The organism is Pseudomonas sp. NPDC008258 (genome assembly GCF_042956345.1).
Classification (GTDB): Bacteria; Pseudomonadota; Gammaproteobacteria; order Pseudomonadales; family Pseudomonadaceae; genus Aquipseudomonas.
In genome coordinates, this window is record NZ_JBIBGE010000055.1 from 1 (window position 1) to 25,470 (window position 25,470).

A 25,470-nucleotide genomic window follows, 5' to 3' on the forward strand; every position below is an offset into this window, starting at 1 on the left:
GTCTGTACTGCGCTAACAGTCAGAAGCTGGCTTTGTCCCTCCTCCTCCCTTCAAGTCTAACCATACAAGCTGGCTTGCCGGCGATAGGGCCGGTACAGGCAGCACACCTTCCAGCTTCATGAAACTTGTTTCATGCCTGTTTTATTTACTTAGCCTGCTAACAAACTCTATAAAGAAGGTGTGCGACACAGTGTCGCAGCCAACTGAAGCAGTGGAGTTTACCGATGACAGTCCAAGTAACCGAACGCGACGAATCGAAAATGTCCCACGAAGGCCTGGCCGCTGGCGTGCGGATCTGGGATGTGCACCAACAAGGCCAGCTGGTCGGCATGTTCCATAATGAACACGAAGCACACCAGTACCGTGCAGAACTGGAAGACCTGGAAAACCAGCGCACCACGCAATGATCAGTCTTGCAATGAAAAACCCCGCCAAGGCGGGGTTTTTCGTGTTTACCACATCAGATCATCAGGGATCTTGTAGGCGGCGTACGGGTCATCTTCGTCCGCTTCCTCGACATGGGTATTGAGCAGCAGGATACGCCCAGGGTCGCGCTCCTGGATCTTCACCGCCGCTTCGCGAGGGATCACCTCGTAGCCGCCGGCATGAGACACCACGGCCAACGCGCCGTTACTCAGCTTGGTACGCATCAAGGCATTGACGGCGATGCGCTTGACCTTCTTGTCATCGACGAAGTTGTAGTAATCCTCGGTGCTCAGCTTGGGCAGGCGAGTGGCTTCGATCAGTTGCTTGATCTGTGCGGCACGGGCTTTCTGCTCGGCCTTTTCCTGCTGCTGGCGGTTCAGTTCCTGGTCGCGCTTGACCTTTTCGGCCATGGCTTCCTTGGCGATGCGCTGCTGGCTGTCGTCGACTTCGACCTGGCCTTTGTGCTCCATGCGCTTCTGTTTCTTTTCGGCTTTGTTGGTCTGCGAGACCTGTTTCTGGTTGACCAGACCGGCTTTGAGCAATTGGTCGCGAAGGGAAAGGCTCATGAATGTTCACTCACTTATGCAACAGCTCAGCCGCAGCTGGGCAGGTTCTTTTCCAGACGTTTGGCTTCCCCCCAAAGGGCATCCAGCTCGTCAAGGTTACAATCTTCAATGGGTCGACCACTGTCGCGCAATGCCTGTTCGATAAAACGGAAGCGTCGCTCGAACTTGCGGTTGGCGCGGCGCAGCGCGTTCTCGGGGTCGTGCTTGAGGTGGCGGGCCAGGTTGACGGTGGCGAAGAGCAAGTCGCCGACCTCATCTTCAAGGGCATCGGCATCGCCGTCGGCCATGGCCTGCAGCACCTCATCCAGCTCTTCACGCACCTTGTCCAGCACAGGCAACGCCGCAGGCCAGTCGAAACCCACGGTGGCCGCACGCTTTTGCAGTTTGGCTGCCCGCGACAGGGCCGGCAAGGCAGCCGGCACGTCGTCGAGCAGCGACAATTGCTCGGGCGTGCTTTTCTCGGCACGCTCCTCTGCCTTGATTTCCTCCCAGCGCGACTTGACCTGGGCCTCGCTCAGGCTGGGGGTATCCAGCGGTGCATAGAGCTCGCCGGTAGGGAATACATGCGGGTGGCGGCGGATCAGCTTGCGGGTGATGCTGTCGACCACGCCATCAAACTCGAAACGCCCCTCTTCCCGGGCAAGCTGGCTGTAGTAGACGACCTGGAACAGCAGGTCGCCCAGCTCACCCTGCAAGTGCTCGAAATCGCCGCGCTCGATGGTGTCGGCGACCTCGTAGGCCTCTTCGATGGTGTGCGGGACGATGCTCGCGTAGTTCTGCTTGAGGTCCCACGGGCAGCCGTACTGCGGGTCGCGCAGGCGGGCCATGAGGTGCAGCAGGTCTTCGAGGGTGTAGGTCATTCAGGCAGGTCCTTCGGTGGTGGCTTCTTCGCGGCGGTTCGGCGCCCCGACTTGCCCGCTCCCACAGGATGGATGCAGGTTTCGAAATCTGCACCGTACCTGTGGGAGCGGGCGAGCCCGCGAAGCAGGCGCCGCGGTCTCAAGGGGTACGATTACGCCGCGTCTCGATGATGTTCGGCAACTGCGAGATCCGCCCCAGCAGGCGCCCCAGCGCGTCCAGCCCTGGAATCTCGATGGTCAGCGACATCAGCGCGGTGTTGTCTTCCTTGTTCGAGCGGGTGTTCACCGCCAGCACGTTGATCTTCTCGTTCAGCAGCACCTGCGAGACATCGCGCAGCAGCCCCGGGCGGTCGTAGGCACGGATGACGATGTCGACCGGGTAGGTCTGCACCGGGATCGGCCCCCAGCTCACCTGGATCATGCGCTCCGGCTCCTTGCCCGCCAGTTGCAGCACCGAGGCGCAGTCCTGGCGGTGGATGCTCACGCCACGCCCTTGGGTGATGTAACCAACGATGGCATCGCCCGGCAGCGGCTGGCAGCAGCCGGCCATCTGCGTCAGCAGGTTGCCAACACCCTGGATCTGGATGTCGCCACGCTTGCCGGTACGCGGCCCGGTAGGCTTGCGCGGTACCAGCTCGATCTGCTCGATGCGGTCGGGCTCCAGCAACTGCTGGGCGGCGTTGACCAGGTGGGCCAGGCGCAGGTCGCCAGCACCCAGCGAGGCGAACATGTCCTCGGCGGTCTTGACGTTGGTCTTCTCAGCCAGGCGTTCGAAGTCCACCTGCGGCAGGCCCAGGCGGCTAAGCTCGCGTTCGAGCAAGGTCTTGCCGGCGGCGACGTTCTGGTCGCGTGCCTGCAGCTTGAACCAGTGCACGATCTTCGCCCGCGCCCGCGAGGTAGTGACGTAGCCCAGGTTTGAGTTCAACCAGTCACGGCTGGGGTTGCCGTGCTTGCTGGTGATGATCTCGACCTGCTCGCCGGTCTGCAGGCTGTAGTTCAGCGGCACGATACGGCCGTTGATCTTGGCACCTCGGCAGTTGTGGCCGATTTCGGTGTGCACGCGGTAGGCGAAGTCCAGCGGCGTGGAGCCTTTGGGCAAGTCGATGGCGTGGCCGTCCGGGGTGAACACGTAGACCCGGTCTGGCTCGATGTCGACCCGCAACTGCTCGGCCAGGCCACCGATGTCGCCCAGCTCTTCGTGCCATTCCAGCACCTGGCGCAGCCAGGAGATCTTCTCTTCGTAATGGTTGGAGCTGGGCTTGACGTCGGTGCCCTTGTAGCGCCAGTGGGCGCAAACCCCCAACTCGGCTTCTTCATGCATGCCGTGGGTGCGGATCTGCACCTCCAGCACCTTGCCCTCGGGGCCGATGACTGCGGTGTGCAGCGAGCGGTAGCCGTTTTCCTTGGGGTTGGCGATGTAGTCGTCGAACTCCTTGGGAATATGCCGCCACAGCGTGTGCACGATACCCAGCGCGGTGTAGCAGTCGCGAATTTCCGGCACCAGTACGCGCACTGCACGCACGTCGTAGATCTGGCTGAATTCCAGGCCTTTGCGCTGCATCTTGCGCCAGATCGAGTAGATATGTTTTGCCCGGCCGCTGATGTCGGCATTCACGCCAGTGGCCAGCAGCTCGTTCTGCAGCTGGTTCATCACGTCGCTGATGAAGCGTTCGCGGTCCAACCGGCGCTCGTGCAACAGCTTGGCGATCTGCTTGTACTGGTCGGGCTCGAGGTAGCGGAAGGACAGGTCCTCCAGCTCCCACTTGATGTGGCCGATACCCAAGCGGTGCGCCAGCGGCGCATAGATGTCGAACACCTCACGCGCGACACGCAGGCGTTTCTCGTCGTCGGCGGCTTTGACCGCACGGATTGCGCAGGTGCGCTCGGCCAGCTTGATCAGTGCCACGCGCACATCGTCGACCATGGCCACGAGCATCTTGCGCAGGTTCTCGACCTGCGCCTGCGAGCCCAGCACCAACGATTGGCGCGGGCTGAGGCTGGCGCTGATGGCGGCCATGCGCAATACGCCGTCGATCAGCTTGGACACCACCGGCCCGAACCGCTGGCTGACCTCGGCCAGGGTCACCTTGCCTTCGCGTACCGAACGGTAGATGACCGCTGCCACCAGGGAATCCTGGTCAAGCTTGAGGTCTGCCAGGATTTCGGCAATTTCCAGGCCCGCCTGAAAGCTGGACGTACCGTCCGCCCAGGAATGCTTGGCCGGGTTGCCCTTCTTCTCGATCTCATGGGCAAACTCGCAGGCTTCTTTGAGCGCTGCGCGATCCAGTGCCGAATCGACGCTTACCACATGGTCCAACCATCCTTCGAGATTGATACTGCCGTCAGTGTTGACCGGCTGGTGCACTCTCACCTGTACCATCTTTGTTTTACCTTTCCATACAGCACACCACGCGGGTGCGCTGGCGATCACCGTGCGGCTGCCATTCCATGGAAACCGCACCAAGGGGCCAGTCTGCTAGCCCGCTTCGAATAACGCCATGGCCTCGACATGCGCCGTTTGAGGAAACATGTCGAGAATCCCGGCCCTTTTTAACCGGTACCCCTGGCCGACCAGCACCTGCGCGTCTCGCGCCAGTGTGGCCGGGTTGCACGATACATAGACCAGCCGTTTGGCCTTGAGGCGTGCGATGCCTTGCACCACCTCGAAAGCACCGTCGCGCGGTGGATCCAAGAGTACCGCAGAAAAGCCCTCGGCGGCCCATCCGGTGCCTGCCAATGGCTGCGATAAATCGGCCTGAAAAAACCGTGCGTTATGCACATTGTTGTTCCGGGCATTGGCCGCGGCCCGATCGACCATGGCCTGTACGCCTTCCACTGCCACCACCTCGCGGGCCGTGCGGGCCAGCGGCAGGGCGAAGTTGCCCAGGCCGCAGAACAGGTCCAGCACCCGCTCGTCCGCCTGCGGGTCAAGCCAGGCCAAGGCCTGCTCGATCATCGCCGTGTTGACCTGCGCATTCACCTGCACGAAGTCGCCTGGGCGCCAGGCCAGCTCCAGCTGCCACGGTGCCAAGGCAAAGCCCAGTTGCGCGGCCGGGTCCACGGGCGCCGGCTCGTCTTCACCCTGCAGCCACAGCTGGGCATTGGCCTGCTCGCAGAACGCCTGTAGTTTCGCCAGGTCTTCTGCCGGCAACGGCGCAACGTGGCGCACCAACACCGCCTCGGCGGTGCCACTGAACAGTTCCACATGGCCCAGCGCCTGCGGTTTGCTTAACGAGCGCAGCACCGTCGGCAAGTGGCGCAGAATCGACTGCAAGGGCTGTACCAGCACCGCGCAATCGTCGATGGCAATAATGTCCTGGCTGGCTTCGGCACGGAGGCCGACCTCCAGCTGACGCGCCTTGACGTCCCAGCGCACGGCCACGCGGGCCCGGCGCCGGTAGCCGAATTCCGGCCCACTCAGGGGGGCGGCCCATTGCTCGGGTTGCACGCCGGCTACCCGCTGCAGTTGCTCGGCCAAGGTGCGCTGCTTGAGCGCCAGCTGCGCTTCGTGCGGCAAGTGCTGCAGGTTGCAGCCTCCGCAACGTGCGTAGTGGCGGCACGGTGCCTCTCGGCGCTCGGGGCTGGCCTGCAGCAGCCGCTCCAGGCGGGCCTCGACCACTTTGCCACGGGCATTGAGCACCCGCGCCTCCACGGCCTCACCGGCCAAGGCGCCACTGACAAACCAGGTGCGCCCGTCAAGGAAGGCGATGCCACGGCCGTCACCGGCCAGGCGCTCAATGTCCAGGCGCTGCTTCTTGCCCACGGGGACCTGGGGAGTGCGGTTACCGCCAGCCGGCTGGAAGCGCAGGCCGCTGTTGCTTTTTTTCTTGGACATTTAGCTAGGATCAAACAGGCCGGTGGACAGGTAGCGGTCGCCGCGGTCGCAGATGATTGCGACCATTACGGCATTTTCCACCTCGCGGGAGAGGCGCAGCATGGCTGCGACTGCACCACCGGAAGACACGCCGCAGAAAATGCCCTCTTCACGGGCAAGGCGGCGGGTGGTGTCTTCGGCTTCCTGCTGCGACATGTCGACCACGCGGTCGACGCGGGTGGCGTCGAAGATTTTCGGCAGGTATTCCTCGGGCCAGCGGCGGATGCCCGGAATGGCCGAGCCTTCCATCGGTTGCAGGCCGATGATCTGTACCGCCGGGTTCTGCTCCTTGAGGTATTGCGAGCAGCCCATGATGGTGCCGGTGGTACCCATGGAGCTTACGAAATGGGTAATGCTGCCCTGGGTCTGCTGCCAGATTTCAGGGCCGGTGCTGTTGTAGTGGGCAATCGGATTGTCGCCGTTGGCGAACTGGTCGAGCACCAGGCCGCGGCCTTCGGCCTGAAGCTTTTCGGCCAGGTCGCGGGCGCCTTCCATGCCCTCCTCCTTGGTCACCAGAATCAGCTCGGCACCATAGGCGGTCATGGCAGCCTTGCGCTCGGCGGTGGAGTTGTCGGGCATGATCAGGATCATCTTGTAGCCCTTGATCGCCGCCGCCATTGCCAACGCAATGCCGGTGTTGCCGGAAGTGGCTTCGATCAGGGTGTCGCCGGGCTTGATCTGGCCACGCAGTTCGGCGCGGGTGATCATCGACAGCGCTGGGCGATCCTTGACCGAGCCGGCAGGATTGTTACCTTCGAGCTTGAGCAGGAGGGTGTTGCTGGTTTCACCAGCAATGCGCTGCAGGCGAACCAGGGGCGTATTGCCGACGCAATCGGCGATGGTTGGGTACTGCAAGGTCATGGTGTCTTTCACAATCCGGACGGCGGGGGTGCCTATCATACCGGCAAACCCTTCGCGGCCATATCACGCAATCTGTGGTGGATATAGCTACAAGCTATAACGGTGTGATCCGTGCTGGCTTCTTCGCGGGCATGCCCGCTCCCACAGGGATCGCACTGCCCTCAAGAACACTGCTGTACCTGTGGGAGCGGGCGTGCCCGCGAAGAGGCCGGCACATGTAACGGCAACCGCATCCACAACCGCAGCCCCTGCTTGCCATTCTGCGCCCACAAGGTGCCACCCTGGCGCTGGATGGCACTGCGGGCGATGCTCAGCCCCAGCCCGAAGCCACCATCCCCTGGTCGCGAACCGTCCAGCCGCGAGAACGGCGCAAAAATCCGCTCCAGGTCGTCTTCGGCCACCCCGCCGCCCTCATCCTCCAGCCACAACCACCAGTAGCCGCCCTCTCGCTGCCCGCCCAGCCGCACGACACCTTCGGCCGGCGAATGACGAATGGCATTGCGCAGCATGTTCTCCAGCGCCTGGGCCAGGTGGTTGAGGTTGCCCTGCACCCAGCAGTCGGCCGGTACTTCACAGCGCAGGCGCGTGGCCGACCAGCCGCTCTCGTAGATGGCGTTCTCTGCCAGCAGTTCCCATAGCGCGTGGACCTCGATCGGTTCCAGGTTCATCGGCGCACGCTCGGCGTCCTGCCAGGCCAGTTGCAGGGTGTCCTCCACCAGTTGCTGCATGCAGTCCACTTCACGGGTCAGGCGTTCGCGCAAGCGTTGCAAGTCGGTCTCGCCGTCGCAAGCCACCCGCAACCGGCTTAGCGGCGTACGCATTTCGTGGGACAGGTCACGCAGTAACTGCTGCTGCATGGTCACCGTGCCCTGCAAGCGCTCGGCCATCTGATCAAAGGCCCGGGCCAGCTCGCCCAACTCGTCATGCCGGGCGATGGTGCGCGAGTCGAGGCGCGCCGACAGCTGATCGGCACGCCAGGCATTGGCCTGCTCGCGCAGCTGGTTCAGCGGCACGATCAACATGCGGTAAAGGCCCACACACAGCAACAAGGTGAACAGCCCCGGGATGATGCCATTGGTGACGATGCGCCACAGCAAGCGGTACTGGTCAGGGTTGAACCGTTGCGGCAGCTCGATCACCAGCATGCCCTGCTCCGGCGCCCCCGGGAACGGTATGCGCAGCCACGGCTGGTCTACACTGCGCCGGCTCATCGGCCAGTCGACACCGCGCAGGCGCGTCAAGCGCTGCATGATCTGCGGGTCGAGGGTGGCACTGTCGAGCGGCCGCAGGTTGATATCGAGCACGCCAACCCAGCCCCTTTCGCGCTGGTGCATCGCCGCTACCCATTGGTCCAGCCCTGATCGCCCGCCGCTACGCCAGGCCTGTTCAGCCTCGCCGGCATAGCCCCGCAGCGCCTGGCGCGCCGGTTCCGAAAGGAAGGCATTCTGGATTTCCATGTGCCGGCCCCAGGTGTAACTGAGGCCGATCATCAGCAGGCAAAAGCCCACCAGCAGGATGGCCAGCTTCCAGAACAGCGAATGGCGGTCGAGCATGGCTCACTCCGCCTCGCTGGCGCTGAGCACATAACCCTTGCCCCACACGGTGCGGATCTGCCGCTCGTCATAGCCGATGCCCTTGAGCTTGCGACGGATCTGGCTGACGTGCATGTCCAGGCTGCGGTCATGCCTCGAATAGCCACGCTGCAACACTTGCTGGTAGAGGAACGGCTTGCTCAACACGTCATCAAGGTTGCGATTGAGGATGTCGAGCAGGCGGAATTCACTGGGGGTCAGGCCTGCCAGGCGGCCGTCGAGACGCACGTCGCACAACCCTTCGTCGAACTGCAGCTCGCCGCAGGCTGCATGTTCCTGCAGGGCTTGATGGCGACGCTCAAGTGCCACCCGGCGCAGGATCGCTTCGATGCGTACCTGTAGCTCAGCCATGCTGAACGGTTTGGGCAGGTAATCGTCCGCACCACGCTGGAAGCCACTGATGCGATCGGCTTCGGCACCCAGCGCCGACATCAGGATCACCGGCGTGGCACTGCGCGTGCGTAACTGTGCCAGGGCATCCAGGCCGTTCAGCCCGGGCAGCAGGATGTCCATGAGCACCACATCGAATACCTGGCGCCCTGCGGTTTCCAGGCCCTCCAGGCCATTACGGCACCAGGTGACCTGGAAGCCGCCGCGCTGCAGCTCTTCGTGCAGATAGGCGCCCAGGACCGGATCGTCCTCGATGGCGAGGATATTGGAGTTGTGAATAGCTACAGGATTCATTGGCAACTGCCATGCATTCTCAATTGCGCAATTATTGAGCATCCACCACCTGCCAGGCAACCGCCCTGCGACCAATGCCACGGCAATGGTGCAAAACAGCGACTAAAGAGGTGCAATAGCGCGGCAGGCGGAGTAACTTCCCGGCTTGGCCGTCATCGCTTGACGGCGTCCAGGCACATGACAGGAGGCGAGTGTGCTCGATCGCTTGGGAATTCGCAGCCGGGTAATGCTACTGGCCCTGTTGCCGGCCGGCCTGATGGCCTTGGTGCTGGGCAGTTACTTTACCTGGTTGCAACAGAACGACCTGCGCACCCAGCTACTGCAACGCGGCAAGATGATCGCCGAGCAACTGGCGCCATTGGCCGCGCCCGCCATGGCCAGGCTGGCCCCCGCACAACTGGAGCGCATTGCCGCGCAAACCCTGGAACAGACCGATGTGCGCGCGGTCGCTTTCCTGGCACCGGACCGTACACGCCTGGCCCATGCCGGGCCGAGCATGATCAACCAGCCGCCCAGCGGCGGCACCGGTACGCAACTGCTCCAGCGCAGCGGCAATGACGCCACCCGCTACCTGATGCCGGTATTCGGCCATCACCGCGACCTCGCCACCGATGCCGTGCCAGCCGAAGCCGAGCGCCTGCTGGGCTGGGTCGAGATCGAACTGTCCCACGACGGCACCCTGCTGCGTGGCTATCGCAACCTGTTCACCAGCCTGTTGCTGATCCTCGTCTGCCTGGCACTCAGCGGCCTGCTGGCACTGCGCATGAGCCGCACCATCAACGACCCGGTCGAACGCATCAAGCATGCGGTCAACCAGCTCAAGGACGGCCACCTTGAGGAGCGCCTGCCCGCCATGGGCAGCCATGAGCTCGACGAACTGGCGCGCGGCATCAACCGCATGGCCGAAACCCTGCAAAACGCCCACGAAGAGCTGCAACACAGCATCGACCAGGCCACCGAAGATGTGCGCCAGAACCTGGAAACCATCGAGATCCAGAACATCGAGCTGGACATGGCGCGCAAGGAAGCACTGGAAGCCAGCCGCATCAAATCGGAGTTCCTGGCCAACATGAGCCACGAAATCCGCACGCCGCTCAACGGCATCCTCGGCTTCACTCACCTGCTGCAAAAAAGCGAACTGACGCCACGCCAGCTGGATTACCTGAACACCATCGAAAAGTCCGCAGACAACCTGCTCGGCATCATCAACGAGATCCTCGATTTCTCCAAGATCGAAGCCGGCAAGCTGGTGCTCGACAGCATCCCCTTCAACCTGCGCGACCTGATCCAGGACACCTTGACCATCCTGGCGCCGGCCGCCCATGCCAAGCAGCTGGAACTGCTCAGCCTGATCTACCGCGACACGCCCTCTTCGCTGATTGGCGACCCGCTGCGGCTCAAGCAGATCCTCACCAACCTGGTCAGCAACGCCATCAAGTTCACCCGCGAAGGCACCATCGTCGTGCGTGCCATGCTCGAAGACGAGCACGAAGACAGCGCACAACTGCGCATCAGCGTGCAGGACACCGGCATCGGCTTGTCGCCGCAGGATGTACGCACGTTGTTCCAGGCTTTCAGCCAGGCCGACAACTCACTGGCCCGCCAACCTGGCGGTACCGGCCTGGGGCTGGTGATTTCCAAGCGCCTGATCGAGCAGATGGGCGGTGAAATCGGCGTCGACAGCACCCCGGGTGAAGGCTCTCAGTTCTGGATCAGCCTCAACCTGCCCAAAGCCCATGACGATGTCGAGGATCTGCCACTCCAGCCGCTGCTGGGCCGCCGCGCAGCCATCGTCGATAGCCACGAGCTGGCGCGCCAGGCGTTGGAGCACCAGCTGGAAGACTGCGGCCTCAGCGTCAGCCTGTTTGCCTCCTACGACCAGCTGCTGCAGGCGGTACAGGCGGCCAGCCAGGCCGGCCAGCCGTTCGAGTTCGCCGTGCTCGGGGCCAACCTGGGCAACCTGTCCCCCGAGCAACTGGGTCATTACCACCAGCAACTCGAACGTCACCACTGCCAATGCGTGGTGCTGTGCCCCACCACCGAGCAGGCCCTGTACCATCCGTTTCTGCCCAACGGCCATGGCCAACTGCTGTCCAAGCCCACCTGCACCCGCAAGCTGCGTCGCCTGTTGCTGGAGCTGGTGCAGCCCCGCCGCCCGCTAAGCGAGGCGACCAGCCGCAACGGCCAGCGCCAGCCGAAAATCCTTTGCGTCGACGACAACGCCGCCAACCTGCTGCTGGTGCAAACCCTGCTCGAAGACCTGGGCGCCGAGGTGCTGGCCGTCGACAACGGTTATGCCGCGGTACAGGCCGTGCAGGATGAGCCATTCGACCTGGTGCTGATGGACGTGCAAATGCCCGGCATGGACGGCCGTGCCTGCACCGAGCAGATCCGCCTTTGGGAAAATACCCAGAGTGGAAACCCATTGCCGATCGTCGCCCTCACGGCACATGCCATGGCCAACGAGAAACGCGCCTTGCTGCATGGCGGCATGGACGACTACCTGACAAAGCCGATCAGCGAGCGGCAACTGGCCCAGGTGGTGATGAAGTGGACCGGGTTGAGCCTGGGCGCACCGCAGCAGGTACAGGCCGAGCACCTGAAAAACAGTGGTGACCTGAAGGTGCTCGACCACGATGAAGGCCTGCGCCTGGCGGCAGGCAAGGCGGACCTGGCAGCCGACATGCTGAGCATGCTGCTGGCCTCGCTGGATGCCGACCGCGAAGCCATCCGTGCCGCCCGTGAGGCGGACGACCGCAACGGCCTGATCGAGCAGGTACACCGCCTGAACGGCGCCTCGCGCTATTGCGGGGTACCGCAGCTGCGCGCCGCGTGCCAGCGCAGTGAAACCTTGCTCAAACAGGAAAACCCGCAGGCCCAGCAGGCGCTGGATGAACTGGATGCAGCAATCAACCGCCTGGCTACACAGGCGCGGCTGAGCGCCTGACCTGATGAATTTGGCGCCCGTGAGATCGAGCGCCGCCCGCGCGGCGCATCGCGAGCAAGCTCGCTCCTACATTTGTTTCGGGCCAGTTACGCCTGTGCCAGCGCGCGCGACCGCCTTGTTCGTACGACGCGACATCGAGCCATGCGCCAAGGCGTTCGCGCGCAAATCCCACAGGAATGATTGGCCCGAAACAAATGTAGGAGCGAGCTTGCTCGCGATGCGCCGCGCGGGCGGCGCTCGATCTCACAGGCACTGACTACCCCAAGACATGCACCACAAAGGAACCCCACCATGCGCGCCCTGTTGTTCAGCAGCCAGCACTACGACCAGGAAAGCTTCACCTGGGCCGCCAGCGACAGCACCCTGGAGCTGCATTTCCAACCAGCCCGGCTGACACTCGCCACCGCCGCCCTGGCCGGCGGCTACGAAGTCGTCTGCGCCTTTATCAATGACGAACTCGATGCCCCGGTGCTTCAGCGCCTTGCAGCCGGTGGCACGCGCCTGATCGCCTTGCGCTCAGCCGGCTATAACCACGTCGACCTGCCCGCCGCCCAGCGCCTTGGCCTTGCCGTGGTCAGAGTGCCGGCCTACTCGCCACACGCCGTGGCCGAGCACGCCGTGGCCTTGATCCTGGCCCTGAACAGGCGCCTGCACCGGGCCTACAACCGTACCCGCGAAGGTGACTTCACCCTGCATGGGCTGACCGGCTTCGACCTGCACGGCAAAACCGTCGGCGTGGTCGGTACCGGTCAGATCGGCGCCGCCTTTGCCCGCATCATGGCCGGTTTCGGTTGCCAGTTGCTGGCCTACGACCCCTACCCCAACCCGGAACTGCTGAACCTTGGCGCACGCTACCTGACCTTGCCCGAGCTGCTTCGCGAGGCCCGGATCATCAGCCTGCACTGCCCGCTGACCGAGCATACCCGCCACCTGATCAACACCCAAAGCCTGGCCCAGCTACAGCCCGGCGCCATGCTGATCAACACCGGTCGTGGCGCACTGGTGGACACCCCGGCACTGATCGACGCGCTGAAAAGCGGCCAGCTCGGCTACCTGGGCCTGGACGTCTACGAAGAAGAAGCCCAGCTGTTCTTCGAGGATCGGTCCGATCTGCCCCTGCAGGACGATGTCCTGGCCCGGCTGCTCACCTTCCCCAACGTGATCATCACGGCCCACCAGGCCTTCCTCACCCGTGAAGCGCTGGACGCCATTGCCGCGACCACGCTGGACAACATCAACCGCTGGGCGGCAGGCAATCCACAGAATCAGGTCTCGGGTTAATGCTAGGATACGCGGCATTTCTGGAGGACCCATGGTCGAGCACGATTTCCGCTACACACTTTTCAACCCGCAACACACCCTGATCGAGTGCCGTGCGCTGATGCCTGGCCGCTACCAGGTCACCGGCAACGGCGGTTCGATGCACAAAGGCGACACCCTGCTGGTTACCCTCAAAGGCAGCAAGGACCTGTCCATGCGCCTGACCGTGGAGAGCGTTCGCCACCTGATCAACCCGCGCGGCCAGTGGGTTGCCGTGGCCAGTGGCCCGGTGTTCAACGAGCTGGAAATCCTCACCTGGCAGGTCGAATGCGACAGCTGCGACGCCGTGCTGGACTTCGAGTTTGCCGTGGACGCCAAGCTGGGCAAGAAAGCGCGCCAGCCGGCCGCCAGTGCACGTATTACCGAACTGGGTTGGGCCAGCCGTGGCGACAAACACCTGTGCCCGCGTTGCCAGGAGAATGCCGCGTGAAGAATCTGCTGACCGGCGCGCTGATTGCCACCGGCCTGCTTGGCTGTGCCGCAGAACCTTCGAAGCTGCAGCAGGAGCGCAGCTATGTGCTGGAGTGGATTGGCGAGCGCCCGCTGATCGACTACAGCCACCTGACCCTGACCCTGGCCAGCGACGGCCGTGCCTACGGCAACGGCGGTTGCAACCACTGGTTTGCGCCGTACACGCTGGACGGTGAGCACCTGAGCTTTGGGAAGGTCGGGAAAACCCGCAAGCTGTGCGCGCCGGCTTTGATGGAGCAGGAAAAGCGCTTCTTGCAGGCGCTGGAAACGGTGCAACGCTGGGATGTGTCGCCGGTGGAGCAAATGCGCTTCTGGCCGGCCGAAGGCAAGCCACTGCGCTTCTGGCCTGAGGAAGGCTGATCGATATCGGTGCCGCTACGCGGTCTTTGTGTGTGGGAGCGTGCGTGCCCGCGAAACAGGCGACGCGGTGGATGGCACCGGCTTTGCCGGTGTTCGCGGGCACGCCCGCTCCCACAAAGATTGCGTAGCGGCACCTATGGATCAGGCGCCCTTCAGGGCCTTGATCTTGGCTTGCAGCCCTTCCAGGGTCTGCTCGCCCAGCAGTTGCTCACGCACCTTGCCCTTGTCATCGATGATGTAGGTCACCGGCAGTGCCTCGCTCCGCGGCAGGTCATAGCGCTCGGCCGGGTCCTGGGCCAACACGGTGAAACCGATGCCCAGGGTTTCAGCGGCCTGCTTCAGGTCCTGCCCCTGCAAACCGTCGAAATTCACCCCCACCACCTTGATGCCATCGGCCGACCACTGCTTGGCCGCCGCATTCAGTTCCGGGATTTCGGTACGGCACGGCCCGCACCATTCGGCCCAGTAGTTGAGCACCAGCCAGTGCCCGTCGATCTGTTCGGCCTTAACCGTATTACCGTGTTGGTCCACGCCATAATCGGCACCGCAACCACCGAGCAACAGGCTCGCGGTGATGGCCAGTACTGCTGCCAGACGCCTTGCCATGGGTCAATCCTTCTCGAGTTTTAAAGCAAATTGGTCAGTCGCTGCGGTTAGAATAGCCGCCACACCCAGCTGGATGCGACCCGACATGACCGACCTCACGCTCTATCATAACCCGCGCTGCTCCAAATCCCGCGGCGCACTGGAACTGCTCGAAGCCCGCGGCCTGGCGCCAACCATCGTGCGCTACCTGGAAACACCGCCCGACGCCACCACCCTCAAGGCCCTGCTCGCCAAGCTGGGCATCGCCCCGCGCCAACTGCTACGCACTGGCGAGGATGAGTACAAGGCCCTGAACCTGGCCGACCCGGCGCTGACCGACGTACAACTGATCGCTGCCATGGCCCAGCACCCCAAGTTGATCGAGCGGCCGATCCTTGTCGCCGGTGAAAAGGCCGTGATCGGCCGCCCGCCGGAAAAAGTGCTGGAGATCCTGCCGTGAGCGCGCCCTACATCCTGGTGCTGTATTACAGCCGCCACGGGTCGACCAGCGAAATGGCCCGGCACATCGCCCGTGGCATCGAACTGGCCGGCATGGAGGCGCGCCTGCGCACGGTGCCTGCGATCTCCACCGAATGTGAAGCCGTTGCCCCGGATATTCCGTCCAGTGGTGCGCTGTACGCCACCCTGGACGACCTGCGCCACTGCGCCGGCCTGGTCCTGGGCAGCCCGACCCGCTTCGGCAACATGGCGGCGCCCCTGAAGTACTTCCTCGATGGCACCAGCAGCTTGTGGCTGGGTGGCGAGCTGGTCGGCAAGCCAGCGGGCGTCTTCACCTCCACCGCCAGCCTGCATGGCGGCCAGGAAACCACCCTGCTGTCGATGATGCTGCCGCTGATGCACCACGGCATGCTGGTGATGGGCCTGCCCTACAGCGAGTCGGCCTTGCTGGAAACCCGTGGCGGCGGTACCCCTTATGGCGCCAGTCACCATGCGGGGGCCGACGGCAAGCGCGAACTCGATCAGCACGAAATTGCCCTGTGCCGCGCCCTTGGCCAACGCCTGGCGACCACGGCCAAGGCCCTGGAGGCCGCACGTGGCTAAAAAGCCCAAGGTGTTGCCACCACTGGAATGGCTGGCACCGCGGCTGCGCCTGACGCGGGCGTTGAGCCTGGCGTTCTTCTTCGGCCTGATCGCCTTGCTGGTGGTGAACAACCTGTGGTTTGCCAACCTGCATGGCGCGCGGGTCGGGGTGATCCTGGCGATCGAACTGGTGCCGCTGCTGCTGTTGCTGCCGGGCATGCTGATGGGCAGCGCCCGGGCACATGCCTGGACCTGCTTCGTGGTGAATATCTATTTCATCAAGGGCGTGCTGGCGGCGTTCGACCCGACACGGGCGGTGTTTGGCTGGGTTGAAGTGCTGGTGAGCCTGGGGCTGTTCATTGCCGGGCTGCTGTATGTGCGCTGGAAGTTCCAGCATGAGCGGCGCATGGCAGGCGAAGGCAGTTGAATTCTTCGCGGGCATGCCCGCTCCCACAGGAATCGCACCGCACTCAAGGCCTGTGCAGTACCTGTGGGAGCGGGCGTGCCCGCGAATGGGGCAACACAATATTCAATGGTTGACGGTATGCGCCAGCATCACCGACAACTGGCACAGCGGTCGCCCACTTTCTTCATGCCACTGGTTGAACGCCTGCTGCACCAACGCCAGGTCGCGCTGGCTGGTCGGCTGCTTGTCGATCACCTTCTGCGCAATCAACGCCGCCGCCATGTCATCGGTAGGGATAAACGTGTCCTTGCCAACCATCCGCAAGAACCGCGGCGCCGACAACCCGCCCAACTGGTTGCCATGCTTGGCCAGGTACTTCCACAGCCCGACAATGTCGGTCACCGGCCAGTCGGCGATGAACGCGCCAAAGCTGCCGTTCTCTTTGGCGATATCCAGCACCATCTGCGCATTGCGCGGCACGCTCTTGAGCTTGCCCAGGTGGCGGATGATGCGCTCGTCATGCATCAGCCGCTCCAGGTGCTCGGCACCCATCAGCACCACCTTCTCCGGGTCGAAGCCGAAGAACACCTGCTCGAACGCCGGCCACTTGGCATCCACCAGGCTGTGCTTGAGCCCGGCGCGGAACACGCGCAAGGCCAAGGTCGACAGGTAGCGGTCGTCACTGATGCCCCGCAGTTGCGCCGGTGTACGAGGCTGCGGGAGGAAGGCCTCCAGCGCCTGGGCCGAGCCAAAGCGGTTCAGGCAATACTCATGCAGCCACTGGTAATCGCGCATGGGCTCAGATGTTCACCACGTCGAGGAAACGCGGGGTAGCGTTCTCGTCGATCTTAAGGCTGGTGAAGTCGAACAGGTTACGGTCGGCCAACTGCGACGGCGCCACGTTCTGCATGGCGCGGAAAATGCTCTCGGTACGGCCTGGGTGCTTGCGCTCCCATTCCACCAGCATGTCCTTGACCACCTGGCGCTGCAGGTTCTCCTGCGAGCCGCACAGGTTGCACGGGATGATCGGGAATTCCTTCATGTCCGAGTAGGCCTGGATGTCCTTCTCGTGGCAGTAGGCCAGCGGGCGGATCACCACGTTGCGGCCATCGTCGGCGCGCAGCTTCGGCGGCATGCCCTTGAGCGCACCGTTGAAGAACATGTTGAGGAAGAAGGTTTCGACGATGTCGTCGCGGTGGTGCCCCAGCGCCATCTTGGTCGCGCCGATTTCGTCGGCGAAGGTGTACAGGGTGCCACGGCGCAGGCGCGAGCACAGCGAGCAGGTGGTCTTGCCCTCAGGCACCAGCTCCTTCACCACCGAGTAGGTGTCCTTCTCGACGATGTGGTACTCGACACCCAGTTCCTTGAGGTAGGCCGGCAGCACGTGCTCGGGGAAACCCGGCTGCTTCTGGTCCATGTTCACCGCAACGATCTCGAACTTGATCGGTGCCACCTTCTGCAGGTGCAACAGAACGTCCAGCATGGTGTAGCTGTCCTTGCCGCCGGACAGGCAGACCATGACCTTGTCGCCATCCTCGATCATGTTGTAGTCGGTGATGGCTTCGCCAGCGAGACGACGCAGGCGTTTTTGCAGTTTGTTCTGGTTGACCGAGAGGGTGCCCATAGCGCTTGGATCCGCGAGGTGTGACAAAAGGCGGCTATTTTACGCACAAACGCGCCGTCGCTGTAGGCATTCCGATAAAGACTTCAATGTAATCAACAGTACGCCTTACAGCGCAATTTGCTCTAAAAAGCACGGTTTATGCCGGCAACAGCTTCCTATACTGCGACATAAGGCCACATTACCGCTTGCTTCGGTGTTCGGGCCCCGGGCCGCTTGCGCTCCATCTGGGGGGCGTTTGGCAACATTGAGAGGAGTGACGGCATGATTCATCACGTTGTGGGGCTGTTTACCCATCCTGACCAGGAATGGCGGGAGATTCGTGGCGAAGAAGAAACCATCAGCCACATGTACCTGACGCACACCCTTATCCTGGCGGCGATTCCCGCCATTTCCGCGTTCATCGGCACGACGCAGGTCGGCTGGGTAATCGGCGACAGGCCGGCAGTGATGCTGACCATGGAAAGCGCCATCTGGATGAGCATCATGTCGTACCTCGCCATGCTCGCCGGGGTGGCGGTAATGGGGGCATTCATCCACTGGATGGCCCGTACCTACGATGCCAACCCGTCCATGGCGCAATGCATTGCCTTTGCCACCTATACCGCCACGCCACTGTTCATTGGCGGCCTGGCGGCGCTGTACCCGCACCTGTGGCTGGGCATGCTGATCGGCACTGCCGCCATCTGCTACACGGTGTACCTGCTGTATGTCGGCTTGCCGACGTTCATGAACATACCGTCCGACGAAGGCTTCCTGTTCTCCAGCTCCGTGCTGGCGGTGGGCCTTGTGGTATTGGTGGCGATCATGGCCGCCACCGTGATTATCTGGGGACTGGGCGTGGGGCCCGTCTACACCAACTAGAACAGACTCAACCAACACTGGGGCATCAACCAGGGGCCGCCGCAGGGCGGCCTCTGGCTGTGCGCTGACCGATGGCTCGGCACCCCTGTTGCAGTTGCGGCATAATGCCCGGTCAGGAGAACCACCCCGCCATGCCCGAGCTGCTCAGACAACGCGTCGAAACCTGTTACCAGCAAGCCGAAACCTTCTTCAAACGCCCCTTCCCGCGCCCGGAAGTCAGCTTCAAGCTGCGCGGGCAAAAAGCCGGGGTCGCCCACCTGCACGAGAACCTGCTGCGCTTCAACCTTCAGCTTTACCAGCAAAACCAGGAAGACTTCCTGCGCCAGACCGTGGCCCATGAAGTAGCACACCTGGTGGCGCACCAGTTATTCGGCGACCGCATTCAGGCCCACGGCGAGGAGTGGCAGCTGATCATGCGCGGGGTATACGAGTTGCCGCCCAACCGGTGCCACAACTATGAAGTGCAACGGCGTGCGGTAACCCGCTACATCTACCGCTGCCCGTGCCCGCAGGGTGACTTCCCGTTTACTGCGCAGCGGCACAAGCTGGTGCGCCAGGGGCGGCGCTACTTGTGCAAGCGGTGCCGGGAGATTCTGGTGTACAGCGGCGAGACGCGCGTGGAGTAGATTGTATTTTACCTGTACCGGCCCTTTCGCGGGCACGCCCGCTCCCACAGGTACAGCGCAAACCTGCGGACGTGCACGGTCCCTGTGGGAGCGGGCTTGCCCGCGAAAGGGCCAGTACTGGCACTACATGAATCACAGGCATAAGAAAGGCGACCCAAGGGTCGCCTTCTTGTACCAGCCTGCGCCTTACTTCTCGACGAAGGCACGCTCGATCAGGTAGTCACCCGGCTCGCGCATGCGGGCGGAAACCTTCAGGCCGAAGCTGTCCAGCACTTCGCTGGTCTCGTCGAGCATGCTCGGGCTGCCGCAGATCATGGCGCGGTCGTCCTGCGGGTTGATCGGTGGCAGGCCGATGTCGCTGAACAGCTTGCCGCTGCGCATCAGGTCGGTCAGGCGGCCCTGGTTCTCGAACGGCTCGCGGGTCACGGTCGGGTAGTAGATCAGCTTGTCGCGAACCGACTCACCGAAGAATTCGTTCTGCGGCAGGTGCTCGGTGATGAACTCGCGGTAGGCCACTTCGTTCACGTAGCGTACGCCGTGTACCAGGATCACTTTCTCGAAGCGCTCGTAGGTTTCCGGGTCCTGGATGACGCTCATGAACGGCGCCAGGCCAGTGCCGGTGCTCAGCAGGTACAGGTGCTTGCCCGGGTTCAGGTCGTCGAGCACCAGGGTACCGGTAGGCTTCTTGCTGATGATGATCTCGTCGCCTTCCTTCAGGTGCTGCAGCTGCGAGGTCAGCGGGCCGTCCGGCACCTTGATGCTGAAGAACTCCAGGTGCTCTTCCCAGTTCGGCGAAGCGATGGAATAGGCACGCATGAGCGGACGGCCGCTTTCCTGCTGCAAGCCGATCATCACGAACTGACCGTTCTCGAAGCGCAGGCCCGGGTCGCGGGTGCACTTGAAGCTGAACAGGGTGTCGTTCCAGTGGTGCACACTGAGGACACGTTCGTGGTTCATGTTGCTCATCGATGGGGCTCCTGAAGAAAAACGCGGCGCGCAAAACGCGCAGTTGCGCGATAGTTTAGGGGCAGCGACAATATCTGTTAACTGGATTATCAAGATATGTGTTATCGGTTATATCGATATGCGATTCACACTTCGTCAACTACAGGTCTTCGTCGCCGTCGCCCAGCATCAGAGCGTCTCTCGGGCCGCCAGCCTGCTGGCGTTGTCGCAGTCGGCCGCCAGCACGTCCATTACCGAGCTTGAGCGGCAATCGAGCTGTCAGCTGTTCGACCGTGCAGGCAAGCGCCTGGCCCTCAACGCGCTCGGCCATCAACTGCTGCCACAGGCAGTGGCCCTGCTCGACCAGGCCAAGGAGATCGAGGACCTGCTCAACGGCAAGTCCGGTTTTGGCTCGCTTGCGGTCGGCGCCACGCTGACCATCGGCAACTACCTGGCCACCCTGCTGATCGGCAGCTTCATGCAGACCCACCCGGAAAGCCAGGTGAAGCTGCATGTTCAGAACACTGCACATATCGTGCAACAGGTGGCGCACTACGAAATTGATCTGGGTCTAATCGAAGGCGACTGCAACCATCCGGACCTGGAGGTGCAGCCTTGGGTCGAAGACGAGTTGGTGGTGTTCTGCGCGCCGCAGCATCCACTGGCCAAGCTGGGCCGTGCCGATATCGAAAGCCTGTCGCAAGAGGCGTGGATTTTGCGCGAGCAAGGCTCGGGCACGCGCCTGACCTTCGACCAGGCCATGCGCCATCACCGCGCCAACCTCAACATCCGCCTGGAACTGGAACACACCGAGGCGATCAAGCGTGCTGTGGAGTCGGGCCTGGGCATTGGCTGCATTTCGCGCCTGGCCCTGCGGGACGCATTCCGCCGCGGCAGCCTGGTGCCGGTGGAAACGCCGGAGCTGGACCTGATGCGCCAGTTCTACTTCATCTGGCACAAGCAGAAGTACCAGACCTCGGCCATGCGTGAGTTTCTCGACCTGTGCCGCAACTTCACTGCGGGCTTTACCCGCAGTGACGAAATCGTGCTGCCACCGATCGCTTAAAGCAGGATCACGCCCCACACCAGCGCCACCATGGTCAGTGCCACCAGTTGCGCGGCGCTACCCATGTCCTTGGCGTTTTTCGACAGGGGGTGGCGCTCCAGCGAAATGCGGTCAATGGCCGCTTCCACCGCCGAGTTGAACAGCTCGACGATCAGCCCCAGCAGACACACGGCTATCATGATTGCCCGCTCTGCGCGGCTTACCGGCAACCAGAACGCGGTCGGGATCAGCAGCACGTTGAGCAGCACCAGCTGACGGAACGCGGCTTCCCCCTTGAAGGCTGCGCGCAAGCCGTCCAGCGAATAGCCAGCGGCGTTGAAGATACGTTTCAGGCCGGTCTGGCCTTTGAATGGCGATGTCATGTGAGTCACTTCACAACGGAAAGGCCAGCAGACTAGACCGGCCCGGGTCAAAAAAGCGTGAAGCCATGCGCAGTCAGTTGCTGGCAACCGATTCAAGTTGTTGCAGCAGCAGCGCGGCCTGGGTCCGGGTACGCACGCCCAGCTTGCGGAAAATGGCGGTAACGTGGGCCTTGATCGTTGCCTCGGAGACGCTCAGCTCATAGGCAATCTGCTTGTTCAGCAGGCCTTCGCAGACCATGGTCAGCACGCGGAACTGCTGCGGCGTGAGGCTGGCCAGCCCCTCGCTGGCGGCCTTGGCCTCAGCCGACACATCAACCTTCTCGAATGCCTGCGGCGGCCACCAGACCTCACCGTCAAGCACCTTGCGCACTGCATCCTGGATGACTTCCAGGGTGCTGGACTTGGGAATGAAGCCACTGGCACCAAACTCGCGGGACTTGACCACCACGGCGGCCTCTTCTTGTGCCGACACCATCACCACAGGGATCTGCGGGTATTGCCCACGCAGCAGCACCAGCCCGGAAAAACCGTAGGCACCCGGCATGTTCAAGTCCAGCAGCACCAGGTCCCAGTCGGCTTTCTCGCTCAGTCGGGTTTCCAGCTCGGCAATACTCGCGACTTCGACCAGGCGTACATCCGGGCCCAGGCCGAGGGTAACGGCCTGGCGCAGGGCGCCACGGAACAGTGGGTGGTCATCGGCAATCAGGATTTCGTATGTGGCCATCGATCTAAGGATCCTGTTCTGTGCCAGGCACTGAGGGGTAAGAGAAGCGCCCGGCGGGGAATCGGCGCCAAGGATGCCGAGCACGGTCAAGGGTGGTCAAGCCAATCACCCTGCCGTCTCGCCCACCCTGGCTGCCAGCTCCGTCATTATGAACCAAAGCAGGGGTTGTGCCCCTTGGACTATAGGAAGGTATGCAAACGCTGGTGGGTGTCGTCCTGGTCATCCAGCGGCAGGCGCCGCTTGCCGCTGAGGTAGTGCAGGCTGAACACGTCCAGGTAGGCATCCAGTGCCTGCGAGGCCTGCGTGTCGCCGGCGAGGTCCAGGCACATGGCTGCCACTTCTGCCGTGCAGAAGTGGTCGTCACGCTTGGAACGCCGCAGGCGGTAGCGCGACATCTGCTCGGCCTCAAGGCTCAGCACCGGGAAACGGTCCAGGTACGGGCTTTTGCGGAACATCTTGCGGGCTTCGGTCCAGGTGGCATCCAGCAGGATGAACAGCGGGCGCTTGCCCGGTTCGCGCACCACCTCGCTGACCACCCGCTGCTCGGCCACGAACTCGCCAGGGAAGACGATGTAGGGCTGCCAGCACGGGTCGTCCAGCAAGGCCAGCAAGCGCTCGTCGACCGAGGTGCGCAACCAGCCGAAGGCGGACGTGTCTTCGATCAGGTCGGCAATCAGCCAACCGGTGTTGGTGGGTTTCAACGGCTCGGTGTCATGCATCAGCAGGCACACACCTGAGTCTGCCTGCACCCGGGGTTTCCAGGCGCACAGGCAATGAGTGGCAATGACCCGGCAATCCGGGCAGCGCTCGGCACGCGAGCCACGGGCGATGAAAGGTTTGATGCTGCGGGCCAGGCGCTCGGCGCGCAGGCGCGCTACCGCGTGGCTCATGCCGGCAAGCCTCTGGACGAAACGGAAATCGACACTGGGATGACTCGGAAAAAACAAGACCACAAGTCTACCAGAACAGGGGCCATTTGCTGTGCAGGTGGCAAGGCGCTCTTTATAATCGATGCTTTACCGCACCATCAGCTCATGCCGTGCGGTTTTACGGAACGCCGTCGACCCGCGCATGTCAAAGCGCCAGTCATCGAACCAGGAGAGATTCATGCTGCGCCTTATCGTCCCCGCCCTGAGCCTGTTGCTCGCCCTGCCCCTGGCAGCCCAGGCGGCCTCCAAGCAGGACTATGACCTGAACAAGACGCTGCAGAAGGTCGCCAAAGAAAGCAGCGTGGGCACCCCGCGCGCCATCAACGAGGACATCCTCGACCAAGGCTACACCGTTGAAGGCAAGGCGCTGGTCAACCACCTGAGCGTGCGCCAGAGCCATGCCGAGCGCATGCAGGCCAACCCGGAACAGGTTCGCAGCCAGCTGGGTGACAGCGTCTGCCGCAACAGCGGCTTCCGCAACCTGATGTCCAAAGGCGCGGTCATGGTCTACCGCTTCACGGTCTACAAGACCAACCAGCCAATCATGGACCAGGCCTTCGACAGCGCCAGTTGCGTAGCCGGCAACAAGAAGAAGTAACAGCCGCTCTCGGGCTACACCTTCTCGTCCTCGCGGGCGCACCAGCGCCCCTCGGCGGCCTCGGCACGCATCTCGGCCAATAACGCCTGCAAGTAGCGCGACTGGCACTCGACCCCCGCCAACCTGCGCTGGCACTCGGCCTCCAGGCTCAGGTGATGCACCTGGGCCGCACTTTCCAGCTGCTGATAAAGCTGCCGGTCCACTTCGATGGTCAAGCGATGCATACCGCCACCTCCTGCATCGACACAGTTCGCTTTACCAGTTAACCAAACCCCTGCTGCCGCTGGCGGCAGGCCGACCGGCGGTTGTCGCAAACCGCCCGGCACAATCGGTCGCGAAGGTCTAGATTGAGGTCATGGGTATTGGTGCAGAAGGAGACGTTGCATGCCTTACCAATCGAATGAACTGCTGTTCAGCCACTTCCGCGACAACAACATCGACCTCAGCAATATCGACGCACAACTGCAACTGGTAGCACCCGACAGCCCCAACCTGCCGCTGTACCGCGACATGATGCTGACCGTGCTGCGCATGGCCCATGACGATAGCGACCGCTGGAGCGCCAAGATCACCCTGCAGGCCTTGCGCGAACTGGACCAGTCATTCCGCACCCTGCAGCACTACAAAGGCCGGCGCAAGGTGACCGTGTTCGGCTCTGCACGCACGCCGCTGGAACACCCGATGTACGCCTTGGCCCGCGAGCTTGGCGCCACCCTGGCGCGCTCCGACCTGATGGTCATCACCGGTGCCGGCGGCGGCATCATGGCCGCCGCTCACGAAGGCGCTGGCAGCGCCCACAGCCTGGGTTTCAACATCACCCTGCCCTTCGAGCAACATGCCAACCCGACCGTGGGCGGCACCGACAAGCTGCTGCCCTTCCACTTCTTCTTTATCCGCAAGCTGTTCTTCGTCAAGGAGGCCGATGCCCTGGTGCTGTGCCCGGGGGGGTTCGGCACCCTCGATGAAGCGCTTGAAGTACTGACCTTGATCCAGACCGGCAAGAGCCCTCTGGTACCGGTGGTGCTGCTGGACTCGCCCGGTGGCAGTTTCTGGCGTGACTGCCTGGACTTTATCAGCCGCCAGCTGGAAGAAAACCGCTACATCCTGCCCAGCGACCTGAAGCTGGTGCGCCTGGTACACAGTGCCGATGAGGCCGTGGAGGAGATCAACCAGTTCTACAGCAACTACCACTCCAGCCGCTGGCTGAAGAGCCAATTCGTGATCCGCATGCACCACCCGCTGAGCGAAGCGGCACTGTTCGACATTCAGGAGGGTTTTGCCGACTTGCGCCTGAGTGGCAAGTACTACCAGCAACCGGACAGCGGCGCCGAGCATGAGGTAGGCAACTTCAGCCACCTGACGCGCTTGTCGTTCGCCTTCAATGGCCGGGACCAGGGCCGACTGCGCGAACTGGTGGACTTCATCAACCTGCCGGAGAACTGGGCCAAGCCGCAGCCGATGCATACCACCCAGCGGGCCAGAGAGGCGTTGAAGGCCAGTTGATGGTACCCGGCCGCTCCCACAGAGATCGTTTGAGCCCGAAGCCAGCGCAATACCTGTGGGAGCGGGCGTGCCCGCGAAGAAGCCACCGCGGTGGATGGCACCGGCTTCGCCGGTGTTCGCGGCTGAAGCCGCTCCCACAGAAACCGTGTTAACCCGAAGCCAGCGCCATACCTGTGGGAGCGGGCGTGCCCGCGAAGAAGCCAGCGCGGTAAATGGCACCGGCTTTGCCGGTGTTCGCG

General features: G+C 63.0%; 28 protein-coding genes. 13 read left to right on the plus strand and 15 right to left on the minus strand.

Annotation, left to right across the window (positions count from 1 at the left end):
- Window positions 1-224 precede the first annotated feature (224 nt).
- Window positions 225-407 (plus strand): hypothetical protein, encoded by a 183-nt coding sequence (locus tag ACFY9W_RS27720; RefSeq protein WP_085675339.1) that lies wholly within the window; start codon window positions 225-227, stop codon window positions 405-407.
- A 45-nt stretch (window positions 408-452) separates the two neighbouring features.
- On the opposite strand, the gene ACFY9W_RS27725 is transcribed toward ACFY9W_RS27720, so the two are convergent.
- The 7 genes from ACFY9W_RS27725 to ACFY9W_RS27755 form a co-directional block, all read right to left on the minus strand.
- Window positions 453-992 (minus strand): DUF2058 family protein, encoded by a 540-nt coding sequence (locus ACFY9W_RS27725; protein ID WP_391137627.1) that lies wholly within the window; start codon window positions 990-992, stop codon window positions 453-455.
- Between the two features lie 26 nt (window positions 993-1,018).
- Window positions 1,019-1,852 carry a nucleoside triphosphate pyrophosphohydrolase gene (mazG, locus tag ACFY9W_RS27730; protein ID WP_391137630.1) on the minus strand — a complete coding sequence of 278 codons (834 nt, stop codon included), beginning with the start codon at window positions 1,850-1,852 and terminating at the stop codon, window positions 1,019-1,021.
- Window positions 1,853-1,991: 139 nt separating this feature from the next.
- Window positions 1,992-4,232, minus strand: a complete 2,241-nt coding sequence (gene relA / locus ACFY9W_RS27735) for a GTP diphosphokinase (RefSeq protein ID WP_391137633.1) — start codon at window positions 4,230-4,232, stop codon at window positions 1,992-1,994.
- A 96-nt stretch (window positions 4,233-4,328) separates the two neighbouring features.
- A complete protein-coding gene (gene rlmD / locus ACFY9W_RS27740) occupies window positions 4,329-5,687 on the minus strand; it encodes a 23S rRNA (uracil(1939)-C(5))-methyltransferase RlmD (protein WP_391137636.1) in 1,359 nt (452 codons plus the stop codon).
- Window positions 5,688-6,587 carry a cysteine synthase CysM gene (cysM, locus tag ACFY9W_RS27745; protein ID WP_024717686.1) on the minus strand — a complete coding sequence of 300 codons (900 nt, stop codon included), beginning with the start codon at window positions 6,585-6,587 and terminating at the stop codon, window positions 5,688-5,690.
- Between the two features lie 161 nt (window positions 6,588-6,748).
- Window positions 6,749-8,140 carry a histidine kinase sensor domain-containing protein gene (locus ACFY9W_RS27750; RefSeq protein WP_391137640.1) on the minus strand — a complete coding sequence of 464 codons (1,392 nt, stop codon included), beginning with the start codon at window positions 8,138-8,140 and terminating at the stop codon, window positions 6,749-6,751.
- Window positions 8,141-8,143: 3 nt separating this feature from the next.
- A complete protein-coding gene (locus ACFY9W_RS27755) occupies window positions 8,144-8,863 on the minus strand; it encodes a response regulator (protein ID WP_391137643.1) in 720 nt (239 codons plus the stop codon).
- 193 nt (window positions 8,864-9,056) lie between these two features.
- Here ACFY9W_RS27755 and ACFY9W_RS27760 point away from each other — a divergent pair, with 193 nt between their 5' ends.
- The 4 genes from ACFY9W_RS27760 (at window position 9,057) to ACFY9W_RS27775 (ending at window position 13,961) form a co-directional block, all read left to right on the plus strand.
- Window positions 9,057-11,810: a response regulator gene (locus tag ACFY9W_RS27760; RefSeq protein ID WP_391137646.1), complete on the plus strand. Its 2,754-nt coding sequence runs from the start codon at window positions 9,057-9,059 to the stop codon at window positions 11,808-11,810.
- Window positions 11,811-12,101: 291 nt separating this feature from the next.
- Window positions 12,102-13,091 (plus strand): NAD(P)-dependent oxidoreductase, encoded by a 990-nt coding sequence (locus ACFY9W_RS27765; protein WP_391137649.1) that lies wholly within the window; start codon window positions 12,102-12,104, stop codon window positions 13,089-13,091.
- Window positions 13,092-13,122: 31 nt separating this feature from the next.
- Window positions 13,123-13,560: a hypothetical protein gene (locus ACFY9W_RS27770; protein ID WP_391137652.1), complete on the plus strand. Its 438-nt coding sequence runs from the start codon at window positions 13,123-13,125 to the stop codon at window positions 13,558-13,560.
- Window positions 13,557-13,961 carry an META domain-containing protein gene (locus ACFY9W_RS27775; protein ID WP_201207514.1) on the plus strand — a complete coding sequence of 135 codons (405 nt, stop codon included), beginning with the start codon at window positions 13,557-13,559 and terminating at the stop codon, window positions 13,959-13,961. The genes ACFY9W_RS27770 and ACFY9W_RS27775 overlap by 4 nt, the downstream gene beginning before the upstream one ends.
- Window positions 13,962-14,102: 141 nt before the next feature.
- Here ACFY9W_RS27775 and ACFY9W_RS27780 read toward each other — a convergent pair whose 3' ends face one another.
- Window positions 14,103-14,567, minus strand: a complete 465-nt coding sequence (locus tag ACFY9W_RS27780; RefSeq protein ID WP_391137655.1) for a redoxin domain-containing protein — start codon at window positions 14,565-14,567, stop codon at window positions 14,103-14,105.
- Window positions 14,568-14,652: 85 nt separating this feature from the next.
- Between ACFY9W_RS27780 and arsC the strand changes: the two genes are divergently transcribed.
- The 3 genes from arsC to ACFY9W_RS27795 are packed head-to-tail and all read left to right on the plus strand — an operon-like array spanning window position 14,653 to window position 16,014.
- Window positions 14,653-15,006 carry an arsenate reductase (glutaredoxin) gene (gene arsC, locus ACFY9W_RS27785; protein WP_391137658.1) on the plus strand — a complete coding sequence of 118 codons (354 nt, stop codon included), beginning with the start codon at window positions 14,653-14,655 and terminating at the stop codon, window positions 15,004-15,006.
- A complete protein-coding gene (wrbA, locus tag ACFY9W_RS27790; RefSeq protein ID WP_391137661.1) occupies window positions 15,003-15,608 on the plus strand; it encodes an NAD(P)H:quinone oxidoreductase in 606 nt (201 codons plus the stop codon). The genes arsC and wrbA overlap by 4 nt, the downstream gene beginning before the upstream one ends.
- Entirely contained in the window at window positions 15,601-16,014 is a 414-nt protein-coding gene (locus ACFY9W_RS27795) for a DUF2069 domain-containing protein (RefSeq protein ID WP_391137664.1), read from the plus strand. The genes wrbA and ACFY9W_RS27795 overlap by 8 nt, the downstream gene beginning before the upstream one ends.
- A 102-nt stretch (window positions 16,015-16,116) precedes the next feature.
- Here ACFY9W_RS27795 and ACFY9W_RS27800 read toward each other — a convergent pair whose 3' ends face one another.
- Window positions 16,117-16,788 (minus strand): DNA-3-methyladenine glycosylase I, encoded by a 672-nt coding sequence (locus tag ACFY9W_RS27800; RefSeq protein WP_391137667.1) that lies wholly within the window; start codon window positions 16,786-16,788, stop codon window positions 16,117-16,119.
- 4 nt (window positions 16,789-16,792) lie between these two features.
- A complete protein-coding gene (ttcA, locus tag ACFY9W_RS27805) occupies window positions 16,793-17,617 on the minus strand; it encodes a tRNA 2-thiocytidine(32) synthetase TtcA (protein WP_391137670.1) in 825 nt (274 codons plus the stop codon).
- A 261-nt stretch (window positions 17,618-17,878) separates the two neighbouring features.
- Here ttcA and ACFY9W_RS27810 point away from each other — a divergent pair, with 261 nt between their 5' ends.
- Window positions 17,879-18,478, plus strand: a complete 600-nt coding sequence (locus ACFY9W_RS27810) for a Yip1 family protein (RefSeq protein ID WP_012270925.1) — start codon at window positions 17,879-17,881, stop codon at window positions 18,476-18,478.
- 131 nt (window positions 18,479-18,609) lie between these two features.
- Window positions 18,610-19,104, plus strand: coding sequence for a SprT family zinc-dependent metalloprotease (locus tag ACFY9W_RS27815; protein ID WP_391137674.1), 495 nt, complete (start codon window positions 18,610-18,612; stop codon window positions 19,102-19,104).
- 186 nt (window positions 19,105-19,290) lie between these two features.
- Here ACFY9W_RS27815 and fpr read toward each other — a convergent pair whose 3' ends face one another.
- Window positions 19,291-20,070: a ferredoxin-NADP reductase gene (gene fpr, locus ACFY9W_RS27820; protein ID WP_016501130.1), complete on the minus strand. Its 780-nt coding sequence runs from the start codon at window positions 20,068-20,070 to the stop codon at window positions 19,291-19,293.
- 118 nt (window positions 20,071-20,188) lie between these two features.
- On the opposite strand from fpr, the gene finR reads away from it, so the two are divergent.
- Window positions 20,189-21,115, plus strand: coding sequence for a LysR family transcriptional regulator FinR (finR, locus tag ACFY9W_RS27825; protein WP_391137677.1), 927 nt, complete (start codon window positions 20,189-20,191; stop codon window positions 21,113-21,115).
- Here finR and ACFY9W_RS27830 read toward each other — a convergent pair.
- The 3 genes from ACFY9W_RS27830 to ACFY9W_RS27840 form a co-directional block, all read right to left on the minus strand.
- A complete protein-coding gene (locus ACFY9W_RS27830; protein ID WP_346643203.1) occupies window positions 21,112-21,477 on the minus strand; it encodes a diacylglycerol kinase in 366 nt (121 codons plus the stop codon). The genes finR and ACFY9W_RS27830 overlap by 4 nt on opposite strands.
- A 73-nt stretch (window positions 21,478-21,550) precedes the next feature.
- On the minus strand, window positions 21,551-22,201 hold the full coding sequence (gene erdR / locus ACFY9W_RS27835) for a response regulator transcription factor ErdR (RefSeq protein ID WP_003252375.1): 651 nt from the start codon (window positions 22,199-22,201) through the stop codon (window positions 21,551-21,553).
- A gap of 179 nt (window positions 22,202-22,380) precedes the next feature.
- Complete coding sequence (locus ACFY9W_RS27840) at window positions 22,381-23,091, minus strand: DTW domain-containing protein (protein WP_391137682.1); 711 nt, start codon at window positions 23,089-23,091, stop codon at window positions 22,381-22,383.
- Between the two features lie 217 nt (window positions 23,092-23,308).
- Between ACFY9W_RS27840 and ACFY9W_RS27845 the strand changes: the two genes are divergently transcribed.
- Window positions 23,309-23,728 (plus strand): PA3611 family quorum-sensing-regulated virulence factor, encoded by a 420-nt coding sequence (locus ACFY9W_RS27845; protein WP_391137685.1) that lies wholly within the window; start codon window positions 23,309-23,311, stop codon window positions 23,726-23,728.
- Between the two features lie 14 nt (window positions 23,729-23,742).
- Here the strand turns inward: ACFY9W_RS27845 and ACFY9W_RS27850 are convergent, their stop codons facing one another.
- Window positions 23,743-23,952, minus strand: a complete 210-nt coding sequence (locus ACFY9W_RS27850) for a hypothetical protein (protein ID WP_391137688.1) — start codon at window positions 23,950-23,952, stop codon at window positions 23,743-23,745.
- Window positions 23,953-24,112: 160 nt separating this feature from the next.
- Between ACFY9W_RS27850 and ACFY9W_RS27855 the strand changes: the two genes are divergently transcribed.
- On the plus strand, window positions 24,113-25,231 hold the full coding sequence (locus ACFY9W_RS27855) for an LOG family protein (protein ID WP_391137691.1): 1,119 nt from the start codon (window positions 24,113-24,115) through the stop codon (window positions 25,229-25,231).
- Window positions 25,232-25,470 lie beyond the last annotated feature (239 nt).